17 protein-coding genes and 1 pseudogene are annotated in these 17,004 nt (G+C 52.3%); 12 read left to right on the top strand and 6 right to left on the bottom strand.

Features of this window, described 5'->3' with window-relative positions; all coding sequences use genetic code 11:
* Positions 1 to 894: a dihydrodipicolinate synthase family protein gene (locus tag ACS603_RS11905; RefSeq protein WP_474944334.1), complete on the bottom strand. Its 894-nt coding sequence runs from the start codon at positions 892 to 894 to the stop codon at positions 1 to 3.
* Positions 895 to 921: 27 nt separating this feature from the next.
* Positions 922 to 1,608 carry a B3/B4 domain-containing protein gene (locus ACS603_RS11900; RefSeq protein WP_182061213.1) on the bottom strand — a complete coding sequence of 229 codons (687 nt, stop codon included), beginning with the start codon at positions 1,606 to 1,608 and terminating at the stop codon, positions 922 to 924.
* A 43-nt stretch (positions 1,609 to 1,651) separates the two neighbouring features.
* Between ACS603_RS11900 and ACS603_RS11895 the strand changes: the two genes are divergently transcribed.
* Positions 1,652 to 2,254 carry a helix-turn-helix domain-containing protein gene (locus ACS603_RS11895; protein ID WP_474944333.1) on the top strand — a complete coding sequence of 201 codons (603 nt, stop codon included), beginning with the start codon at positions 1,652 to 1,654 and terminating at the stop codon, positions 2,252 to 2,254.
* Between the two features lie 13 nt (positions 2,255 to 2,267).
* Here the strand turns inward: ACS603_RS11895 and ACS603_RS11890 are convergent.
* Together ACS603_RS11890 and ACS603_RS11885 are read right to left on the bottom strand one after the other, a co-directional pair.
* Positions 2,268 to 2,636 (bottom strand): annotated as a pseudogene (locus ACS603_RS11890) (GNAT family N-acetyltransferase); the annotation flags it as partial.
* Between the two features lie 35 nt (positions 2,637 to 2,671).
* Complete coding sequence (locus ACS603_RS11885; protein WP_014070388.1) at positions 2,672 to 2,971, bottom strand: ArsR/SmtB family transcription factor; 300 nt, start codon at positions 2,969 to 2,971, stop codon at positions 2,672 to 2,674.
* Positions 2,972 to 3,132: 161 nt separating this feature from the next.
* Between ACS603_RS11885 and fusA the strand changes: the two genes are divergently transcribed.
* The gene (gene fusA / locus ACS603_RS11880) at positions 3,133 to 5,232 is read left to right on the top strand and encodes an elongation factor G (protein WP_182061211.1); all 2,100 of its coding nucleotides are present in this window, start codon (positions 3,133 to 3,135) and stop codon (positions 5,230 to 5,232) included.
* A 44-nt stretch (positions 5,233 to 5,276) separates the two neighbouring features.
* Here the strand turns inward: fusA and ACS603_RS11875 are convergent, their stop codons facing one another.
* Positions 5,277 to 5,849: a flavin reductase family protein gene (locus ACS603_RS11875; RefSeq protein ID WP_474944332.1), complete on the bottom strand. Its 573-nt coding sequence runs from the start codon at positions 5,847 to 5,849 to the stop codon at positions 5,277 to 5,279.
* Between the two features lie 136 nt (positions 5,850 to 5,985).
* Between ACS603_RS11875 and ACS603_RS11870 the strand changes: the two genes are divergently transcribed.
* The 4 genes from ACS603_RS11870 (at position 5,986) to nhoA (ending at position 10,248) form a co-directional block, all read left to right on the top strand.
* Positions 5,986 to 6,678 carry an ABC transporter ATP-binding protein gene (locus ACS603_RS11870; protein ID WP_474944331.1) on the top strand — a complete coding sequence of 231 codons (693 nt, stop codon included), beginning with the start codon at positions 5,986 to 5,988 and terminating at the stop codon, positions 6,676 to 6,678.
* Positions 6,675 to 7,643 (top strand): ABC transporter substrate-binding protein, encoded by a 969-nt coding sequence (locus ACS603_RS11865; RefSeq protein ID WP_182061206.1) that lies wholly within the window; start codon positions 6,675 to 6,677, stop codon positions 7,641 to 7,643. The genes ACS603_RS11870 and ACS603_RS11865 overlap by 4 nt, the downstream gene beginning before the upstream one ends.
* A gap of 39 nt (positions 7,644 to 7,682) precedes the next feature.
* Entirely contained in the window at positions 7,683 to 9,338 is a 1,656-nt protein-coding gene (locus tag ACS603_RS11860; RefSeq protein WP_474944330.1) for an ABC transporter permease, read from the top strand.
* A gap of 73 nt (positions 9,339 to 9,411) precedes the next feature.
* On the top strand, positions 9,412 to 10,248 hold the full coding sequence (gene nhoA, locus ACS603_RS11855) for an N-hydroxyarylamine O-acetyltransferase (protein WP_315685860.1): 837 nt from the start codon (positions 9,412 to 9,414) through the stop codon (positions 10,246 to 10,248).
* A gap of 24 nt (positions 10,249 to 10,272) precedes the next feature.
* On the opposite strand, the gene ACS603_RS11850 is transcribed toward nhoA, so the two are convergent.
* Positions 10,273 to 11,202, bottom strand: a complete 930-nt coding sequence (locus tag ACS603_RS11850) for a LysR family transcriptional regulator (protein WP_315685859.1) — start codon at positions 11,200 to 11,202, stop codon at positions 10,273 to 10,275.
* 157 nt (positions 11,203 to 11,359) lie between these two features.
* Between ACS603_RS11850 and ACS603_RS11845 the strand changes: the two genes are divergently transcribed.
* The 6 genes from ACS603_RS11845 to citE all read left to right on the top strand — a co-directional run bounded on the left by ACS603_RS11845 (position 11,360) and on the right by citE (position 16,984).
* Positions 11,360 to 12,448, top strand: coding sequence for a 4-oxalomesaconate tautomerase (locus ACS603_RS11845; protein WP_474944329.1), 1,089 nt, complete (start codon positions 11,360 to 11,362; stop codon positions 12,446 to 12,448).
* A gap of 75 nt (positions 12,449 to 12,523) precedes the next feature.
* Entirely contained in the window at positions 12,524 to 13,768 is a 1,245-nt protein-coding gene (locus tag ACS603_RS11840; protein WP_315685857.1) for an MFS transporter, read from the top strand.
* Positions 13,769 to 13,839: 71 nt separating this feature from the next.
* On the top strand, positions 13,840 to 14,703 hold the full coding sequence (locus ACS603_RS11835) for a fumarylacetoacetate hydrolase family protein (protein ID WP_474944328.1): 864 nt from the start codon (positions 13,840 to 13,842) through the stop codon (positions 14,701 to 14,703).
* 23 nt (positions 14,704 to 14,726) lie between these two features.
* Positions 14,727 to 15,794: a [citrate (pro-3S)-lyase] ligase gene (citC, locus tag ACS603_RS11830; protein WP_315685855.1), complete on the top strand. Its 1,068-nt coding sequence runs from the start codon at positions 14,727 to 14,729 to the stop codon at positions 15,792 to 15,794.
* Between the two features lie 24 nt (positions 15,795 to 15,818).
* Entirely contained in the window at positions 15,819 to 16,109 is a 291-nt protein-coding gene (citD, locus tag ACS603_RS11825) for a citrate lyase acyl carrier protein (RefSeq protein ID WP_315685854.1), read from the top strand.
* The gene (citE, locus tag ACS603_RS11820; RefSeq protein ID WP_315685853.1) at positions 16,109 to 16,984 is read left to right on the top strand and encodes a citrate (pro-3S)-lyase subunit beta; all 876 of its coding nucleotides are present in this window, start codon (positions 16,109 to 16,111) and stop codon (positions 16,982 to 16,984) included. Before citD ends, citE begins: the two co-directional genes overlap by 1 nt.
* Positions 16,985 to 17,004 lie beyond the last annotated feature (20 nt).

Raw genomic sequence — 17,004 nt, 5'->3', positions numbered from 1 at the left:
TTATTTCAGATCTAACAACGTGATTACGCTGGCAATCTCTGCAATATCGCCCGCGGATAATGGCTGAAGCGGGTGAGGCAGGCAGTCAATGTCAGCCAGCCCCAGAACACCCGCCGCAGCGGCTACCACGCGGATACTGCCGCCATGTTTGCGATAAAGCGCCCACAAGGGCTCCAGGCGCGCAACCAGGGCGGTAACCCGGGCATGATCTTTCATCGCCGCCGCCTGGGTTATTTGTTTTGCGGTTTCCGGGAATAGTCCACCGCAGACGGAATACCAAATCTCACACCCCGCATTAAGCCCCAGGCCAGCAAAAGCATCACCACTGATTCCTATGGTCACACCAGGCTTGAGTTGATTACGTAAGTTCCTGACGCGTTCAGCGGCCGCTTGCGCCGTATCAGGTACGCCTGGAATTTTGACCGAACCAACGGCATCCAGCGATGACAAACGACCGTGCAGCTCATCAGAAAACGTAAAATGCGTTGTACCAGGATTGTCATACACGCATATCGGCAGTGACGTATGTCGGTTCACCGTTTCAAAGAGGCTGAACACTTCCTCATTTCTGAGCGACTGGTAGCTGACTGCGGGCAGGAGTAAGGCATCAGCACCTGCCTGCTGGGCATCTTCCGTAAGACGCAGAATGGCATCGGTACTGACGGCGCCGACACAGACCATCATCGGAATGTCCCCGGCCAGTTCGCGAGCAAGGAGAGCGACGCGTTTGCGTTGTTCCCGTGTCAGGTAGGCATAACTTCCTGTCGAGCCCAAAATCCCCAGGGAATCGACCCTCGCGTCAGTGAGACGCGACATGATCTTCATGAAGCTTGCTTCATCGACACCGTTGCGGGTGACTGGGGTTAACGGGAAAGCGCACAAACCAGTAAACATGTTGTTTCTCCTGTAAAATATCGGGTGTTATTCCGTAAGAAGCGCCACGTCAAACCACAGGCCGGGCATCATATTTTCAAGGCCATCCGTCAGCATTCTTCCGGCTTCATGAAGTTGTTCCAGTGGCATTTGTGGCAAGCTTTCCAGAATGAACCACATCTGCCGGGCTTGCACATCCAGACGCGTTCTTATTCCCTGTCTCCAGTTCCAGCGGCGACAGGTCACGCCAGTGTTGTCCCGCCAGATAATTTCTCCGGGGGAAGGGTACTCAATTGCAGTCTCGCCGTCTTTCACCGTATCAAAAGGTTCTGTGCCTTCTGAAATCGTCAGGCACGGGGCACCCTGGTAAGCCGCAATATTCTCGCCGCCAACGGGAATGGCGTACCGGAGGCTCACGGCGTTATACAGATCAACAACAGGATCGAGTGCCGGCATCATTCCATCACGCAGTACGCGCTTGCGCAATGCCTCAGCGGAACACGGGGTACGCTTGGGTTTGGCACCAAACTTCTGAAAAACATCGGCCCATGCCGCCAGATGAGATTCTGCCCACGCAGGCCCGCCTGCCAGAACGGCCTCGCAGGCTTCTCGTAGCGCTAGTTCTCCAGCACCAGGGTTTAATACCGGCGCGGCTTTTACGTGGATACTCAGTGCCCGAAAACCAGGCGCAATACGATAAATTTCAGGGGCAATTGACGGAGATACTGTTAGCACGGGATAATCCTGTAATGACCAATTTATTTCATGATAATGACCTATGACCAAAAAAGTCAATTTAGTGACCGATGCGAATTCCATTGCCAGCTCTGTGAATGAAGCCGTATCTCAGCGGATCAAGCTGTATCGCAAGCAAAAGAAAATGTCACTCGATGAGCTCTCCCGCAGGGCCGGGGTCAGCAAAGGCGCACTGGTTGAGATCGAAGGGTGTAAGGCAAACCCGAGTATTGCGCTGTTATGCCGCCTGGCTGCGGCGATGGGTGTTTCAGTGGTTGATTTTGTTGATGTCAGTTCAAAACCGACGGTGCATCTTATCGCGGAAGATGAAATCCCTGAGCTATGGAAAGGTGATAACGGTGGACGGGCGCGGCTTCTGGCGGGGTCCGGTGGCCCCGATATGACGGAACTCTGGATGTGGGAAATGCAGCCGGGAGAAAAGTTCGCCTCACCCGGGCACCCTGAAGGAACCCTCGAACTGTTCTACGTGCAAACCGGGGTGCTTACGCTTGGGGTACTGGATCATCTGTACACGGTGAATACCGGTTGTTCGGCAACCGCCAGGACCGATGTCCCTCATTTTTATGAGAACCGGGGCGAGCACCCATTGATATTCATCATGACGGTAAATGAAAAAGCATCCTGAGTGATGCGCGATAGAGCACGTCAAATCCGTATTTCAGCGCGCCTTCAGCAAATTCGGTGGCCAGCCCTTTTCCCCATGCTTCGGTGGCGAAACGGTATCCGAGATTATTAATCGTGATGCCGTCATAGCTAAGAATGCTCAGGCCACCGAAGCCGATAATGCTTGCAGGGGTATCGAGAAATGAAATGGCCCAGTTGCCAAATCCGTGCTGTTCACGGTGGCGTATCCAGCGTTCCAGCACCGTTTCTGCATAATGAAGATCAGGATAGGGGCCGGAAGGGCTAAAGGTGTTGGTGGCCGGATCGCCGTAAATGCGGAACAGGGCGTCTGCATCGGATGCCACAACGGGGCGAAGGTACAGGCGTTTCGTTTCAACGGGCAAACTGGGCTCCTTATCGACAAATGGCTACACGTGGTTCACTTCACCTGCAACAGTATTGCCATCAGCCCCGGAAAGCGGGCGTCAAGATCGTCTCTTCGCAGTGAAATCATGTTTTCTCGCCCCTGGGGGCGCTGCCAGATCACGCCGCTGTCGCGTAAAACGCGCCAGTGATGGGTCATGGTGGACTTCACCACGTCTTCTGGTCGCAGAGCATTACAGCTCAGCTCTTCGCCATCGGCAAGACGGCGGATTATCGATAAGCGTAGCGGGTTGCCGAGGGCAAACAACACATTTTCCAGCAGTATTTGTTCAGGTTCCGGGTGGTTTGGGATCATAGTTTTCCTGCGTCAGTCATCAGATTGAGCTATATCAACAATAGGTCAATTACGAAAAAATAGTTCGATAATACTCGTACAATAGGACTATTATAGCAAACGAATGAATAAGCGGCCATCCTGGCCTTCACAACACAGTCTTTGAGACTTAAGGAAATATCATGCCCCGACCCATCCCTCTCGAACGTTATCGCAACATCGGTATCTCCGCGCATATCGATGCCGGTAAAACGACCACCACTGAACGCATCCTGTTTTACACCGGGATGAGTCATAAACTGGGTGAAGTACACGATGGCGCGGCAACCACTGACTGGATGGCGCAGGAGCAAGAGCGCGGAATTACCATTACGTCCGCGGCCGTTAGCTGCTTCTGGCCGGGTATGGACAGAGGGTTTGAGCCGCACCGGATCAATATCATCGACACCCCCGGGCACGTGGATTTCACCATTGAAGTGGAACGATCCATGCGTGTGCTCGACGGTGCGGTGATGGTGTATGACTCCGTAGGTGGTGTACAGCCGCAGTCGGAAACTGTCTGGCGCCAGGCGAATAAATACCATGTGCCGCGCCTGGCGTTCGTCAACAAAATGGACCGCCCGGGGGCTGATTTCTTCCGCGTTGTGCAGATGATGCACGATCGCCTGAAAGCCAATCCGGTGCCGATTGTGATCCCGGTTGGCGCAGAAGATCATTTCAGCGGAGTGGTCGATCTCATCAAGATGCGCACTATCGTCTGGGACGACGCCACTCAGGGCATGGTGTTTACCTATGCACCAGTGCCTGAAGAGTTGCTGAGTACTGCACAGGAATGGCGGGAAAAAATGGTGTCGGCGGCGGCGGAAGCCAGCGATGAGCTGATGGATAAATACCTTGAAACAGGTGAGCTTGATGAGGCCGATATTATCCGTGGCCTGCGCAAACGCACCATTTCAGGGGAGATCCAGCCGATGCTATGTGGCAGCGCCTTTAAAAATAAAGGGGTGCAGCGAATGCTTGATGCCATTGTCGAGCTGATGCCGTCGCCGCTGGACGTTCCGGCCATTGATGGGGTGGATGAAAAAGGGCAACACGCAGAACGCCACCCAAGCGATGAAGAACCGTTCTCAGCGCTGGCGTTCAAACTGATGAGCGACCCGTATGTCGGGCAGTTGACCTTTATCCGCGTTTACTCTGGCGTGCTGAGGAAAGGCGATGCGGTCTACAACCCGGTGAAAGGCAAAAAAGAGCGCATCGGGCGTATTGTGTTGATGCACGCCAATGACCGGCACGAAGTGGATGAACTGCGAACGGGTGACATCGCAGCCTGTGTCGGCCTGAAAGATGTCACGACCGGCGACACGCTGACTGACCCGAATGCGGTGATCACGCTTGAACGTATGGAGTTCCCGGACCCGGTGATCTCCCTTGCGATCGAGCCGAAAACCAAAGCGGACCAGGAAAAAATGGGTATCGCGTTGCAGCGTCTGGCGGCGGAAGATCCGTCGTTCCGTCTGCACACAGACGAAGAGTCCGGGCAGACGATTATCTCCGGGATGGGTGAGTTGCATCTGGAAATTATCGTCGACCGTATGAAGCGTGAGTTTGGCGTAGAGGCGAACATCGGTCGGCCGCAGGTAACATACCGCGAAACCCTGCGCAAAGCGGTGAAAGATATCGAAGGCAAGTTTGTGCGCCAGTCTGGTGGTAAAGGTCAGTACGGCCATGTGGTGTTGAGCCTTGAACCATTAGCGCCGGGAAGTGGTTTCAAATTTGAAGATGCCACTAAAGGCGGCGTGGTGCCGCGCGAGTACATTCCTTCAGTGGAAAAAGGGCTGCGCGAAGCCATGAACACCGGCGTGCTGGCGGGTTATCCGGTGGTGGATGTGAAAGCGACCCTGACGTTTGGTTCGTATCACGATGTCGATTCCTCGGAGATGGCATTCCGTATGGCGGCAATCCTCGGTTTTAAAGATGGAGTGCGCAAAGCGGATCCGGTTATTCTTGAGCCGGTGATGCACGTCGAAGTGGAAACGCCGGAAGACTACGCCGGGAATATCATGGGGGATTTATCTTCCCGCCGCGGTATGGTGCAGGGCATGGAAGAACAGTACGGTAGCCAGATTATTCGAGCTGACGTGCCGCTCGCCGAGATGTTTGGCTATGCCACCACGCTGCGTTCGATGTCGCAGGGTCGCGCGACCTACACGATGGAGTTCCATCATTATGCGGAAGCACCGCGTAATGTGGCGGATGAAATCATAGCAGGGCGTACGAAGTAAGATTGACTGGGGTGAGGGGACAGGCTTGTTCACTCACCCTTTTTTTAATCCGGTGCCTTCACCATCTTCCCACTGGTCACAAACGTTCCGGCACCCAGGTGGTGCAGCGTATTCAGCTTATCTCCGTCAAACTGCCAGCGACCGGCCGCAAATGCGCGTTCATCCGCTGCAGCGGAAACCACTTCTCCAAACAAGGTGTCGTATTTTTCTGCGGCGGAGGTTACCGGCAATAACCGGCACTCCATCCACGCCAGACACTTCTCTTCAATTACCGGCAGACCAAGCACCGGGCCGTTGATCGTCGGGATGCCATAGCAGTTGAATTTATCTTCATCGCGCCCGCTTACGCTGCCGACCGCATAAGTCCAGTTTGCTGCCGCCACGCCCGGGATCACGATGCCAAATTTACCGCTGCGCTCAATTAATTCACGCGACCAGGCGCTTTTATCCACCACGATGGCAATGCGCGGCGGTTCGAACTCGACGGGCATCGACCAGGCCGCGGCCATCACGTTGCGGCGACCGATCGATTCATCACGGCTGGTGATCAACACCGTAGGGCCGTGATTCAGCAGACGGCTGGCGTGCTTTAACTCAACAGGGCGAAACGTGCTCATAGATATTCCTCTCAACGTGGCTATCGGCATTAAACGACTGAAGCGCATAAGAAATCAAGACGCAACATGATCGTCATGTTTTCGTCACACTCGCTCCCTACAGTGGCCGACAGTAAATCCCAAAGAGGATAACAATATGCTCACTTCCATAACGCTCAAAAGCGTGTCGTACGCTTTTGGCGCGAATACTGTATTGAATCAGATAGATCTGCACATTGAGGCTGGCAGTCTGGTTGCGCTGTTAGGGCCATCAGGGTGCGGCAAAAGTACATTGCTCCGTCTGCTCGCCGGGCTGACACAGCCTGCCTCGGGCGAACTCTGGTTTGGTGAACGCCTGGTCGCGAAAGCAGGGTGGTCATTACCGCCTGACGCGCGCGATATCGGTATGGTCTTTCAGGACTATGCCCTGTGGCCGCACATGACCGTGGCGCAGAATGTCGCCTTCCCGTTAAAGATGCGCAATATCCCTCGCCCGGAATGTGAATCCCGCGTAGCGAAGGCTTTGTCGCGCGTGGGGCTGGGGGATTTTGCCGGGCGTAAACCGGCCGGGTTATCTGGCGGCCAGCAGCAGCGCGTGGCGCTTGCTCGCGCCATTGTCGCCGAACCCCGTGTGCTGCTCTTTGATGAGCCGCTCTCCAACCTCGATAGCGAACTGCGTGAATCACTGTGTCAGGAGATGGCCGCACTGCTGCGCCAGCTCGGGACGACTGCCGTGTACGTTACCCACGACCGTCGGGAGGCTGAAATCCTGGCCGATCGCATCGTGCATTTATCTGCTGGCAGCGTTGCTGCCGATCGTTTGATTTCATCCTCAGGGGAGTTTGCATGAAAGCCACAATGTCCGTGAAAAAAGGAGTTCTGCTCGCAATGGCGTTATCGTCCGTCATGATGTCCAGCGCCCACGCGCTGACTGTCTATACCGCAGGCCCGGGATCGCTTGCTAAAAATCTGGCTACGGGATTTGAAAAGAAAACTGGCGTGAAAGTGGATATCTTCCAGGCCACGACCGGCAAGGTGATGGCACGTCTGGAAGCAGAACAAGCTAACCCGCAGGCGGATATTTTGATCTCCGCATCCTGGGATACCGCAGAAGATCTGCATACCCGTGGCTGGTTGCTGCCGTACCAGAGCACCAATGCGGAAAAAGTCCCGGCGGACCTCAAATCTACCGACTTCGTCGCGCAAGGGGTGTCGGCGCTCGGGATCGTCTGGAACACCAAAAGCGGGACGCCAGAGCCGAAAGAGTGGCAAGACCTGACGACCGACGCCTTTAAAGACAAAGTCACCACGCCAGACCCGGCGCTGTCCGGTGCATCGCTGGATTTGCTGATCGGTCTGCAAAACGGGATGGGCGATAAAGCCTGGGCGCTGTTTGATGAGCTGAAAAAGAACGGCATGGTGGTAAGCGGCCCGAACGCACAGGCCGTCACGCCGGTGATGCAGGGCGCGAAGGCGGCCGTGTTCGGCGCAGTGGATTATGTCTCTTATGGCAACATCAACCAGGGGGAATCCCTGAAGGTCATCTTCCCGGCCAGCGGTACGGTGATTGCGCCGCGTCCGATGATGATCCTTAAATCGACGCAACATGCCGACGATGCGAAAGCCTTTGTGGATTACGTGCTGTCGCCAGAAGGTCAGGCGATGGTGGCCGACGCCTGGCTGATGCCTGCCCGCGATGATGTGAAAGCGAAACGTCCGCTGTTAGGCGAGCTGAAAGTGCTGCCAACCAAAAGCGATGGAACCCGCGCGCGTGGCGATATTCTCAAGCGTTTCAACGCCATTTTCGCCCTGTAATCCACCCGACGGGGGCAACCCCGTCTTCAGGAACCTCTTGTGAATCAACGACTCTTGTCTGCGATGACGCTGATGCTGCTGGTTATCCTGGTGGCGTTTCCGTTGTCGTTTATCGCCTTACAGGCGGTGTTCCCGCAATTTAACGCAGGTGACTTTGGTGGTGCCTTTAGCGGCGTTCGCACGCTACTGGCTGAGCCACAACTACCCGCGATGCTTGGTGGAACGCTTCAGATCGCCATCGGCGTTGCGCTGGTGAGTGCCTTAATCGGTTTTCCGCCTGGCGTTGCGAGAGGGCTGTTGAACCTGCCTGCACCGCGTCTGTGGGATTTGCTTTTCTTGATCCCGTTCCTGACGCCGCCCTATATTGCGGCGTTGTCGTGGATGCTGGTGTTGCAAACTAACGGCTATCTCCAGCAAATAACCGGCATCAATCTCAACGATGTGCTGTTCAGTAAAACCGGTATTGTGCTGGTGATGGCGCTAAATATTTTCCCGGTGGTCTATTTTGCTGTGTCGCGCAGCCTGCTGGCGAGTGGGCAGCGTCTGGCGCTGGTGGCCCGTGTCCACGGCGCGAGTGCAGCCAGGGCTTTCTGGCATATCACCTTGCCGATGTTGTCACCGGCGCTGGCGGCAGGAATGCTGCTTGCATTTACCCTGGCCATTGAGGAGTTTGGCGTGCCAGCGGCGCTTGGCACCCGTGCGGGCGTGCTGATGCTAACCACGGATATCGAAAAGAAACTGGCAGATTGGCCGGTGGATCTTTCCGGGGCGTCGATGCTTTCTGTCGTGCTGGTGGTTATCGCGCTGTCGGCGTGGGGTTTACAGAAAAAGCTGACCGGACATCATGATGTCACCAGCGTGACCGGCAAACCAACGGAAAATAGCGGGGCGAATGCGGGCGTATTTACACTGCCGATAGTGGTGTTGATGGCACTTGTGGGCGGTATTGCGGTGATCCTGCCGGGCGCGTCGATGGCGTTATCCGGGGTGTTAGGAACCTTATCCGGTGGGGTGACGTGGTCTAACGTGACGGTGTCACATTACGCGGCGTTGTTTAGCCAGCAGGGTGATGCTCTTTCTGCGCTCGGCACCAGTCTGTCGCTGGCGTTGGGTGCCGCGTGTATCACCGGGATGTTGGGGCTGCTGGCATCCTGGCTGGTGGTTGTGCAGAAGATAAAAGGGCGCGCGGCGCTGGATGCGCTGTCGCTGATGCCTGCCGCGCTGCCAGGAATTGTGGTGGGTGTGGGGCTGATCCTATTGTGGAATCAGCGCTTCTGGCCCGTTTCGCCCTATAACACCTGGGTCATTTTACTGCTGTCGTACTGTTGTTTGCTCCTGCCGTGGCCGGTGCGTTATGTGGGCAGTGCCTTACGCCAGCTTGGCGGTAATCTGGAGCCTGCCGCGCGGGTTCACGGGGCGTCGGCGTTTCAGGCGTTACGTTTTATTGTGATGCCGCTGGTGTCGCCTGCACTGCTGGCGGCGATGCTGATGGTGTTTGCTATCGCCTCGCGTGAGCTGGTGACATCGTTATTACTTGCGCCAGCGGGAACGCAGACCGTGTCGGTCTTTATCTGGCGGCAGTTCGAACAAGGCTCAGTCGGACAAGGGATGGCGATGGCAACCCTGACACTCATCACCGGGCTGATTTTGATGCTGGTTGCGCTTGGCATCATGCAGCGCAATACCCAAAGATAAAAAGCACTTTTGCACCAGTGGGCAGACAAAAATAGTTTATAAACAGGGAATCACTGAACAAGGAACCCCTGACATGTCTCCATTTCTGAGTGCGTATTTTGCGCGAACAGGCTGGCAACAGCCTGTATCGGTTGATATCGACACCCTCCGTGCGCTGCATTTGCAGCATAACTGCACCATCCCCTTTGAAAATATCGACGTCGTGTTGCCGCGCGAAATCCATCTTGAGGACCAGAGTCTGGTCGACAAACTGGTGACGGCGCGCCGCGGCGGTTATTGCTTTGAGCAAAATGGCCTGTTCGAACGCGTACTGCGTGAAATCGGCTTTACGGTACGCAGCGTGCTGGGGCGCGTGGTGTTATCTAATCCGCCACAAATGCCGCCGCGCACGCACCGCCTGCTGCTGGTTGAGCTGAACGGTGAGCGCTGGATTGCTGACGTAGGTTTTGGCGGGCAGACGCTGACGGCACCGATTCGCTTAATCGCCAATGAAGAGCAAGCCACGCCGCACGGGCTGTATCGCCTGCTTAGCGAAGGCAACGACTGGGTGCTCCAGTTCCGCCATCACGAACACTGGCAGTCGATGTACCATTTTGACCTGACGGCGCAGTATTTCAGTGATTACGTGATGGGGAATTTCTGGTCGGCGCACTGGCCGCAATCGCATTTCCGCCATCATTTGCTGATGTGTCGCCATCTGCCGGAGGGCGGCAAACTGACCCTGACCAACTTTAACTTTACCCACTGGCAGAACGGGCATGTGGAAGAGCAAGTCCATCTGGCGGATGCAGAAGCGCTGTATGCGTTGATGACAGAACGGTTTGGGCTGGGTGTGGACGACCCAAAACACGGTTTTTCGCTGGCAGAACTGACGGCGGTAATGGCCGGGTTTGAAACACATGGGAAATAAGCAATAACGATACAATAGAGCAGATTACATCTGAGTGAATTTGCTTATCCACGGGCTGCTATTATCACCAGACCACAATTTCAGTAGCAGCTCCCTGAATTTCTCCGCAGCCGGACTAAGTGGCGTTTCGCGACGCTGCACCAGCCCCAACGTCCGGCGTATGACGGGTTCAATCAGCGGGCGACTGACCAGCACATGGTGTTCATCGTTCGGCATTGCAAGGCTGGGAACAACGGAGACGCCCAGACCTGCTTCCACCATTCCCAGAGAAGTGGACAGGTGTCGAACCTCATAAAACCAGTTGGGTTTCCACGCCATTTTCTCGAAAGCCTGATCGATAAGCGAGCGGTTACCGCTGGAGCGTCTGACGCCAATCAGCCTCATTCCGGCCAAATCTTCCCATGTCACCAGCGCTTTTTGCGCCAGTTCATTGTCGCGGCGACACGCCAGAACAAAAGGTTCGTTGACCAGCGGCGCAAAATCGATATTAGGATGTGTGACGTTTATCATATTTATGCCGAAATCTGCGTCGCCATTTAAAACGGCTTCAAGACAATCGCTGGCACTGTGCTCAAGTATGCGAATACGGATGTTTGGGTGGTCATTGTTATAATCTCGTATCACAGATGGCAGAAAATAGAATGCGGCAGTCGGGATACAGGATACGGTAATCACCCCCGTCTGATGCGTAGCCATCTCTTTAATACTCAGGATTGAGCTTTCATAAAAATCTATTAAATTCTTTGCCTTAGGTAAAAACTCTCTTCCCACCGTCGTCAGTTTGACGCTTCGTGTCGAACGCTCAAACAGCGTAGCGCCCAGGCTTTCCTCCAGTTTTTGAATTCTTCGTGTTAATGCAGGTTGTGAAATGTGAAGAAGCTGAGATGCTTTTGTAAAGCATCCAATTTCTGCAATTTTTACAAAGGCTTGTATACCCTGTAGCTCATGTTGCATCTCTGAATCCTTTTCTTATTTCGATTTCTGTACGGTAACTCAGTCGTTATTAATGTGCAAAACGAATTAATCCTGCTTTTTTTGACATTAGAGTTATTAACCGGACTGTGAAAATCTTTATAGCGTTCCTGATCAAAAAACGAAATGAGAAAAACACATGCTAAAGATCCCTTGTGTATTAATGCGTGGCGGCACCTCAAAAGGTCCGGTGATTTTGGCCAGCGATCTGCCTGTGGATACTAAAGAACGCGACACAGTACTGCTCGGTTTAATGGGCGCAGGTCATGAGCTGGAGATAGACGGTATTGGTGGTGGGAGTCCGCAAACCAGTAAAGTGGCAATTGTCAGTGCTTCTGACAGCACGGACGCAGACGTGGACTACCTGTTTGCGCAGGTTATGGTTAACGAACGACGCGTTGATACCACTCCCAACTGCGGCAATATGCTCTGCGCCGTGGGGCCTTTTGCCATCGAGCAGGGGCTGGTTAAGGCGCAAAGTCCGGTAACGACAGTGCGGATCCGTAATCTCAACACCGGAACACTGGTCGATGCGGAAGTGCAAACGCCCGACTACCGGGTGGTTTACGAAGGCGATACGCAAATTGATGGCGTACCAGGTTCGGCGGCGCCCATTGGTTTAACCTTCCTCAATTCCGCGGGTTCGAAAACCGGGAAATTATTGCCAACGGGCAGCGTGACGAATGAATTTGATGGTATCGAAGTCACCTGTATCGATATGGCAATGCCTATGGTGCTGATTGATGCATCTCTGTTAGGGAAAACGGGCGCAGAGACACCAGCGGAGCTTGATGCGGATCAGATATTTAAAGAAAAGCTTGAGAACCTGCGTCGTAAAGCAGGGGCGGCAATGGGGCTTGGTGATGTCTCAAATAAAGTGATCCCAAAACCGGTTCTGCTCAGCCGTCCATCCCATGGTGGAACGATCCAGGTTCGCTATTTTATGCCGCACGTGTGTCATAAATCGCTGGCGATCACCGGTTCAATTGGTATCTCGACCGCCACACTGATTGAAGGCTCTGTCGCCCATAAAATTTTTGCCGACCAGCCAAAAGATTTATTTACCAATATCATCGATATTGAACACCCAAGTGGAAAGATTTCGGTTTCGTTATTAAAAGACGGAAATAAAATCGAAAATACCCGTGCAGCGGTCATTCGTACATCACGCAAATTATTTGAAGGCGTTGTATGCGTGCCAGAGCATGTTTTATCTGAAGTTGTTTAACTGAAATACACTGACTGAATTGGTCAGACTAAAACCTATTACACTCTGTACTCAAAATATAATCCTGAGGTTTTTATGGCGTTAACTAGTGCTAAAAATACCCTGAAAGAACCGGAGTCGGTAAAAACCAGTTGTCATATTCGTATCATTCTGGCATTGGCGTTATCCGGGCTTGCTGAACTTGCTTCTTTATTTTTTATTCAGCCACTGCTGCCCACTCTGGCCGTGGAATATGATGTCCCTGTCAGTCAGGTAAGTATTATTTTATCTGCTGAAACGGCTCTGCTGGCGATCGGTCTGTTGTTTACCGGTACCTTATCCGATCACTACGGTAGAAAACGGTTGATCATTGTTTCACTCCTGTTGGGCGGTGTTTTGACATTGCTTTGCCCACTGGTCGAATCCTGGGCAATGCTGGTGGCGTTGCGTGCGGTGATTGGCCTGGCGTTAAGCGGGATAGCGGCAGCGGCGACAGCCTACATCAGTGAAGAGGTCGCACCTGTCGCGGCAGGTATCGTAACGGGATATTTTGTTTTCGGAAACTCGATGGGGGGCATGTCAGGACGTATTATTGCTAGCCAGTTGATTGAGCATGTTTCGATAAATGTCATTTTCTACGGTTTTGCAGTGAGTTTAATTCTGGTTGCACTTTTGGTTCACTTCATACTTCCAGCGTCTAAAAACTTTACACCGACACATAATCTTAATGTTATGCGCATGGTGAAAGGTGCCGCATCGCATTTTAAAAATAAAAATCTGGCTTTGGCCTTTGTTATTAGTTTTATTATCTTTGGTGCCTTTACCTCTCTTTATAATTATCTTGCTTTCTTCCTCAAAGGCGAACCGTTCCATATTTCTCCGGCAAACGCAGGTCTGCTTTCGTTTAGCTTCGCGCTGAGTTTCTTTACGGCTCCGCAGGCAGGGCGTTTATCGGCAAAATTTGGTGCCATGAAAGTATTAAGAGTCCTGTTCCTGTTCATGGCATTAGGCATGTTGCTAACCCTGACATCGAACGTTATCACCTTTATTACTGGCGCCGTGATTTTCACAGGCTGCTTCTTCGGATGCCACTCAATTGGTCTGAGCTGGGTCAGTAAAAATGCCACCCATGCAAGGGGCCAGGCAGTAGCACTCTATTTATTCTTTTACTACATGGGCGGTTCAGTTATCGGTTTTATCAATGGTTTTGTCTTCCATTCAATGGGCTGGCAGGGAATGACCGGGCTTATCCTGGCGTTACTTGGGGTTGGGGTTGTGGTGGCGACCTACCTTGCGTCCGGTACTAAATCGGCACTGGTACCCGCGCAGTCTACAAAATAAAACGCATGGCAATTTGTTCACGCCTCAGGGCGTGGACAAAGAATGAGTACGTTTATCAATCAGGTATTATCATGAAATTAGCGAGTTATATTCATCAGGGTCGTAAAAGTTACGGAATTTATACCGAGTTCGGTGTTATTGATCTGGGTAATAAAATCGGCCATCAGTATGCAACGTTAAAGGATCTCCTTCAGTGGGATGTGGTTGATGTCGCCAGGCAATATGTCGATTACCCTGCGGATTTCATGCAGCAAGACATAAGCTTCTTGCCCGTTATCGAAGAGCCTGGAAAGATTTTCTGTGTGGGTATGAATTACGCTGATAAACGAAAAGAGTTCGCTGAAACGAATAATGCACCTACGTTATTCATCCGTTTCCCTGATTCACAAACCGGACATGCCCGACCGGTTCTTAAACCGGTTGTCTCAAGCGAATTTGATTACGAGGGAGAGCTGGCCGTTATTATCGGTAAATCAGGTTCCTGCATCAATGCAAACAACGCGCTCAGTCATGTCGCAGGCTATAGCTGTTATATGGATGGCTCAGTGCGCGACTGGCAGCACGCCTGGTTCACGGCGGGTAAAAACTGGAAACAAACCGGTGCCTTTGGCCCGTATATGACCACCGCAGATGAAATCCCCGATCCTCACGCGCTGACTATTCATACCTGGCTAAACGGGATGCTGGTTCAGGATGCCTCTACCAGCAGCATGATCCATAAAGTGGCCGATCTTATCGCCTATATCAGCACCTTCACTTCTCTTAGCGCCGGGGATGTCATTATTACCGGTTCGCCTGGCGGCGTCGGTAAAAAACGTAATCCACCACTCTTTATGCATGACGGCGATCGGGTTGAAGTGGAAATAGAAAACATTGGCCGCCTGACAAATACCATTGTTGAAGCTCAGGCGCAGCAAAAAGAGCTGGCTATTTAACCGCCGTTTTCAGGAGAAATAAGATGTACACCGCCAGAACGCCAGAAATTGAGGTTATTAATACTGGTAACGGTCACGCCAGAGAGGAGATTACCTGCTTCCTGGAAAAGAATGGCTTAGGTATCGATGATGATATTGCGCAATTTGTCATTGCCCGTTATCAACGCAAACTTATCGCTTGCGCTGGCATTGCCGGTAATACCTTAAAATGCATTGCTATCAACTCCGACTGGCGGGGTACATCATTAAGCCTGACCTTAATTCATGAGGCCGAGCTTCAGGCGGCGCAAAACGGTGAACATCAGCTTTTTCTGCTGACCAGCCCTGGTAACGTGAAATCTTTTCGCGGGTGTGGCTTTTATCCACTGGTCACAGTCGATAACTGTGCAGCGTTAATGGAAAACACGCCAGTCGGTATTCATCGCTATTGCTGTCAGTTGCGAAGCCAATATCTGGTCGAAGGGAATAATGTCGGCAGCATTGTGATGAATGCTAATCCATTCACTCTGGGTCACCAGTATTTGATTGAACATGCCGCGAGCAAGTGCGATTGGCTTCATGTTTTTGTGGTACAGGAAGATGTATCCGCCTTTCCGTTCAAAGAACGCTTTGCGATGGTGCGGGACGGTTCGCGGCATTTGCAAAATGTGACCGTTCATCCCGGCTCTGCGTATATTATCTCGCGTGGCACGTTCCCCGGTTATTTCCTGAAAGACAAACAGGTGATTGATAAAGTCTATGCGACCATTGATCTCATGCTGTTCAGGAACTACATCGCCCCTGCACTGAATATAACCCATCGTTTTGTCGGGACCGAACCTTTCTGCCAGTTAACCGCCGAATATAACCGTACGATGCATCACTGGTTGGAAATGGAGAACGGTCAGTCTGCCAGTATTCGGGTTCATGAAATAAATCGGAAAACGGATGATAGTAACGTTCCGGTCTCTGCATCAGCGGTTCGTCGTTTATTGAATGAAAATAATTTCTCTGCCGCCAGCGGCATGGTACCTGCAACGACACGTGTTTATCTTAAAAACGGAATGCAACATCAAACTTATTTGTCCGAACGGTTGCCGGCAGAAGTTTAATCGAATAATCACAGGAAATGTAATATGAAAATTGTGCAAGCCGCTATGGCGGGAACGCTGGAATCAAGCGACCTGCTAGTAAAGGTCAGTCCCACAGAGAGTGGGTTAGATGTGGTAATCCAAAGCGAAGTTTATAAACAATTTGGCGAGCAAATAACGCGGGTCGTTAATGAAGTGCTTTCAGCATTTAATATCGAGCAAGGACAGATCATTGTCGATGATAAAGGTGCGCTGGACTGCGTGATCCGTGCGCGAGTGCAGGTTGCTCTGCTTAGAGGTTTGGGTCGGGAAGACATTTTATGGGAAACGTTGTAATGAAAAAATTACGTCGCAGTATGTTATTTTTACCCGGTTCAAGCGCCGCCATGCTCTCCACGGCATTTATTTATAAACCTGACTCAATTATGTTTGATCTAGAGGATGCCGTCGCGTTGAAAGAAAAAGACAGTGCTCGTCTTCTGGTATTTCACGCGCTACAGCACCCTATGTATAACGATATTGAAACCGTTGTCCGAATTAATCCTCTTAATACACCTTTTGGTCTTAAGGATCTTGAAGCAGCGATTAGGGCTGGCGTTGACGTTATTCGCTTACCTAAAACTGACTCACCGGAAGATATTTATCAGCTTGAGCGCGAAATCATCAGGATTGAAGAGAGCTGCGGACGCCCGGTTGGGTCAACAAAATTAATGGCGGCAATTGAATCTGCGGTCGGCGTAATTAATGCCGTCGCGATTGCGAAATCCTCCGTGCGGTTAATGGGTATTGCGCTGGCAGCATTTGATTATGTGATGGACATGCAAACCGAGCGTGGCGATGGAACTGAGTTGTTCTATGCCCGTTGCGCGGTATTACACGCGGCACGTGGCGCGGGGATTGATGCGTTTGATGTGGTGTATGCCGATGTGAACGATGAGGTCGGTTTCCTGAAAGAAGTGGATCTCATTCGCCGGATGGGGTTCAACGGAAAGTCCCTGATTAACCCACGACAGATTGAGATCCTTCATAACGCCTACGCCCCGACTCAGGAAGAGGTGGATTATGCTGAGCGCGTGATTGCAGCCGCCGAGGAAGGTGAACGTAACGGACTGGGGGTGATTTCGCTGAACGGCAAAATGATCGATGCGCCAATAATCAACCATGCCCGTGTTGTCATCGAGCGCAAAAATGCGTCAGGCATTCGTCAGTAATTAAAAGCGACAGGATGAAT

This window comes from Enterobacter sp. Li2LvB3 (genome assembly GCF_056156645.1).
Note: the sequence above shows the minus strand (reverse complement) of the source record. Positions and strands in the feature narration are given on the sequence as shown.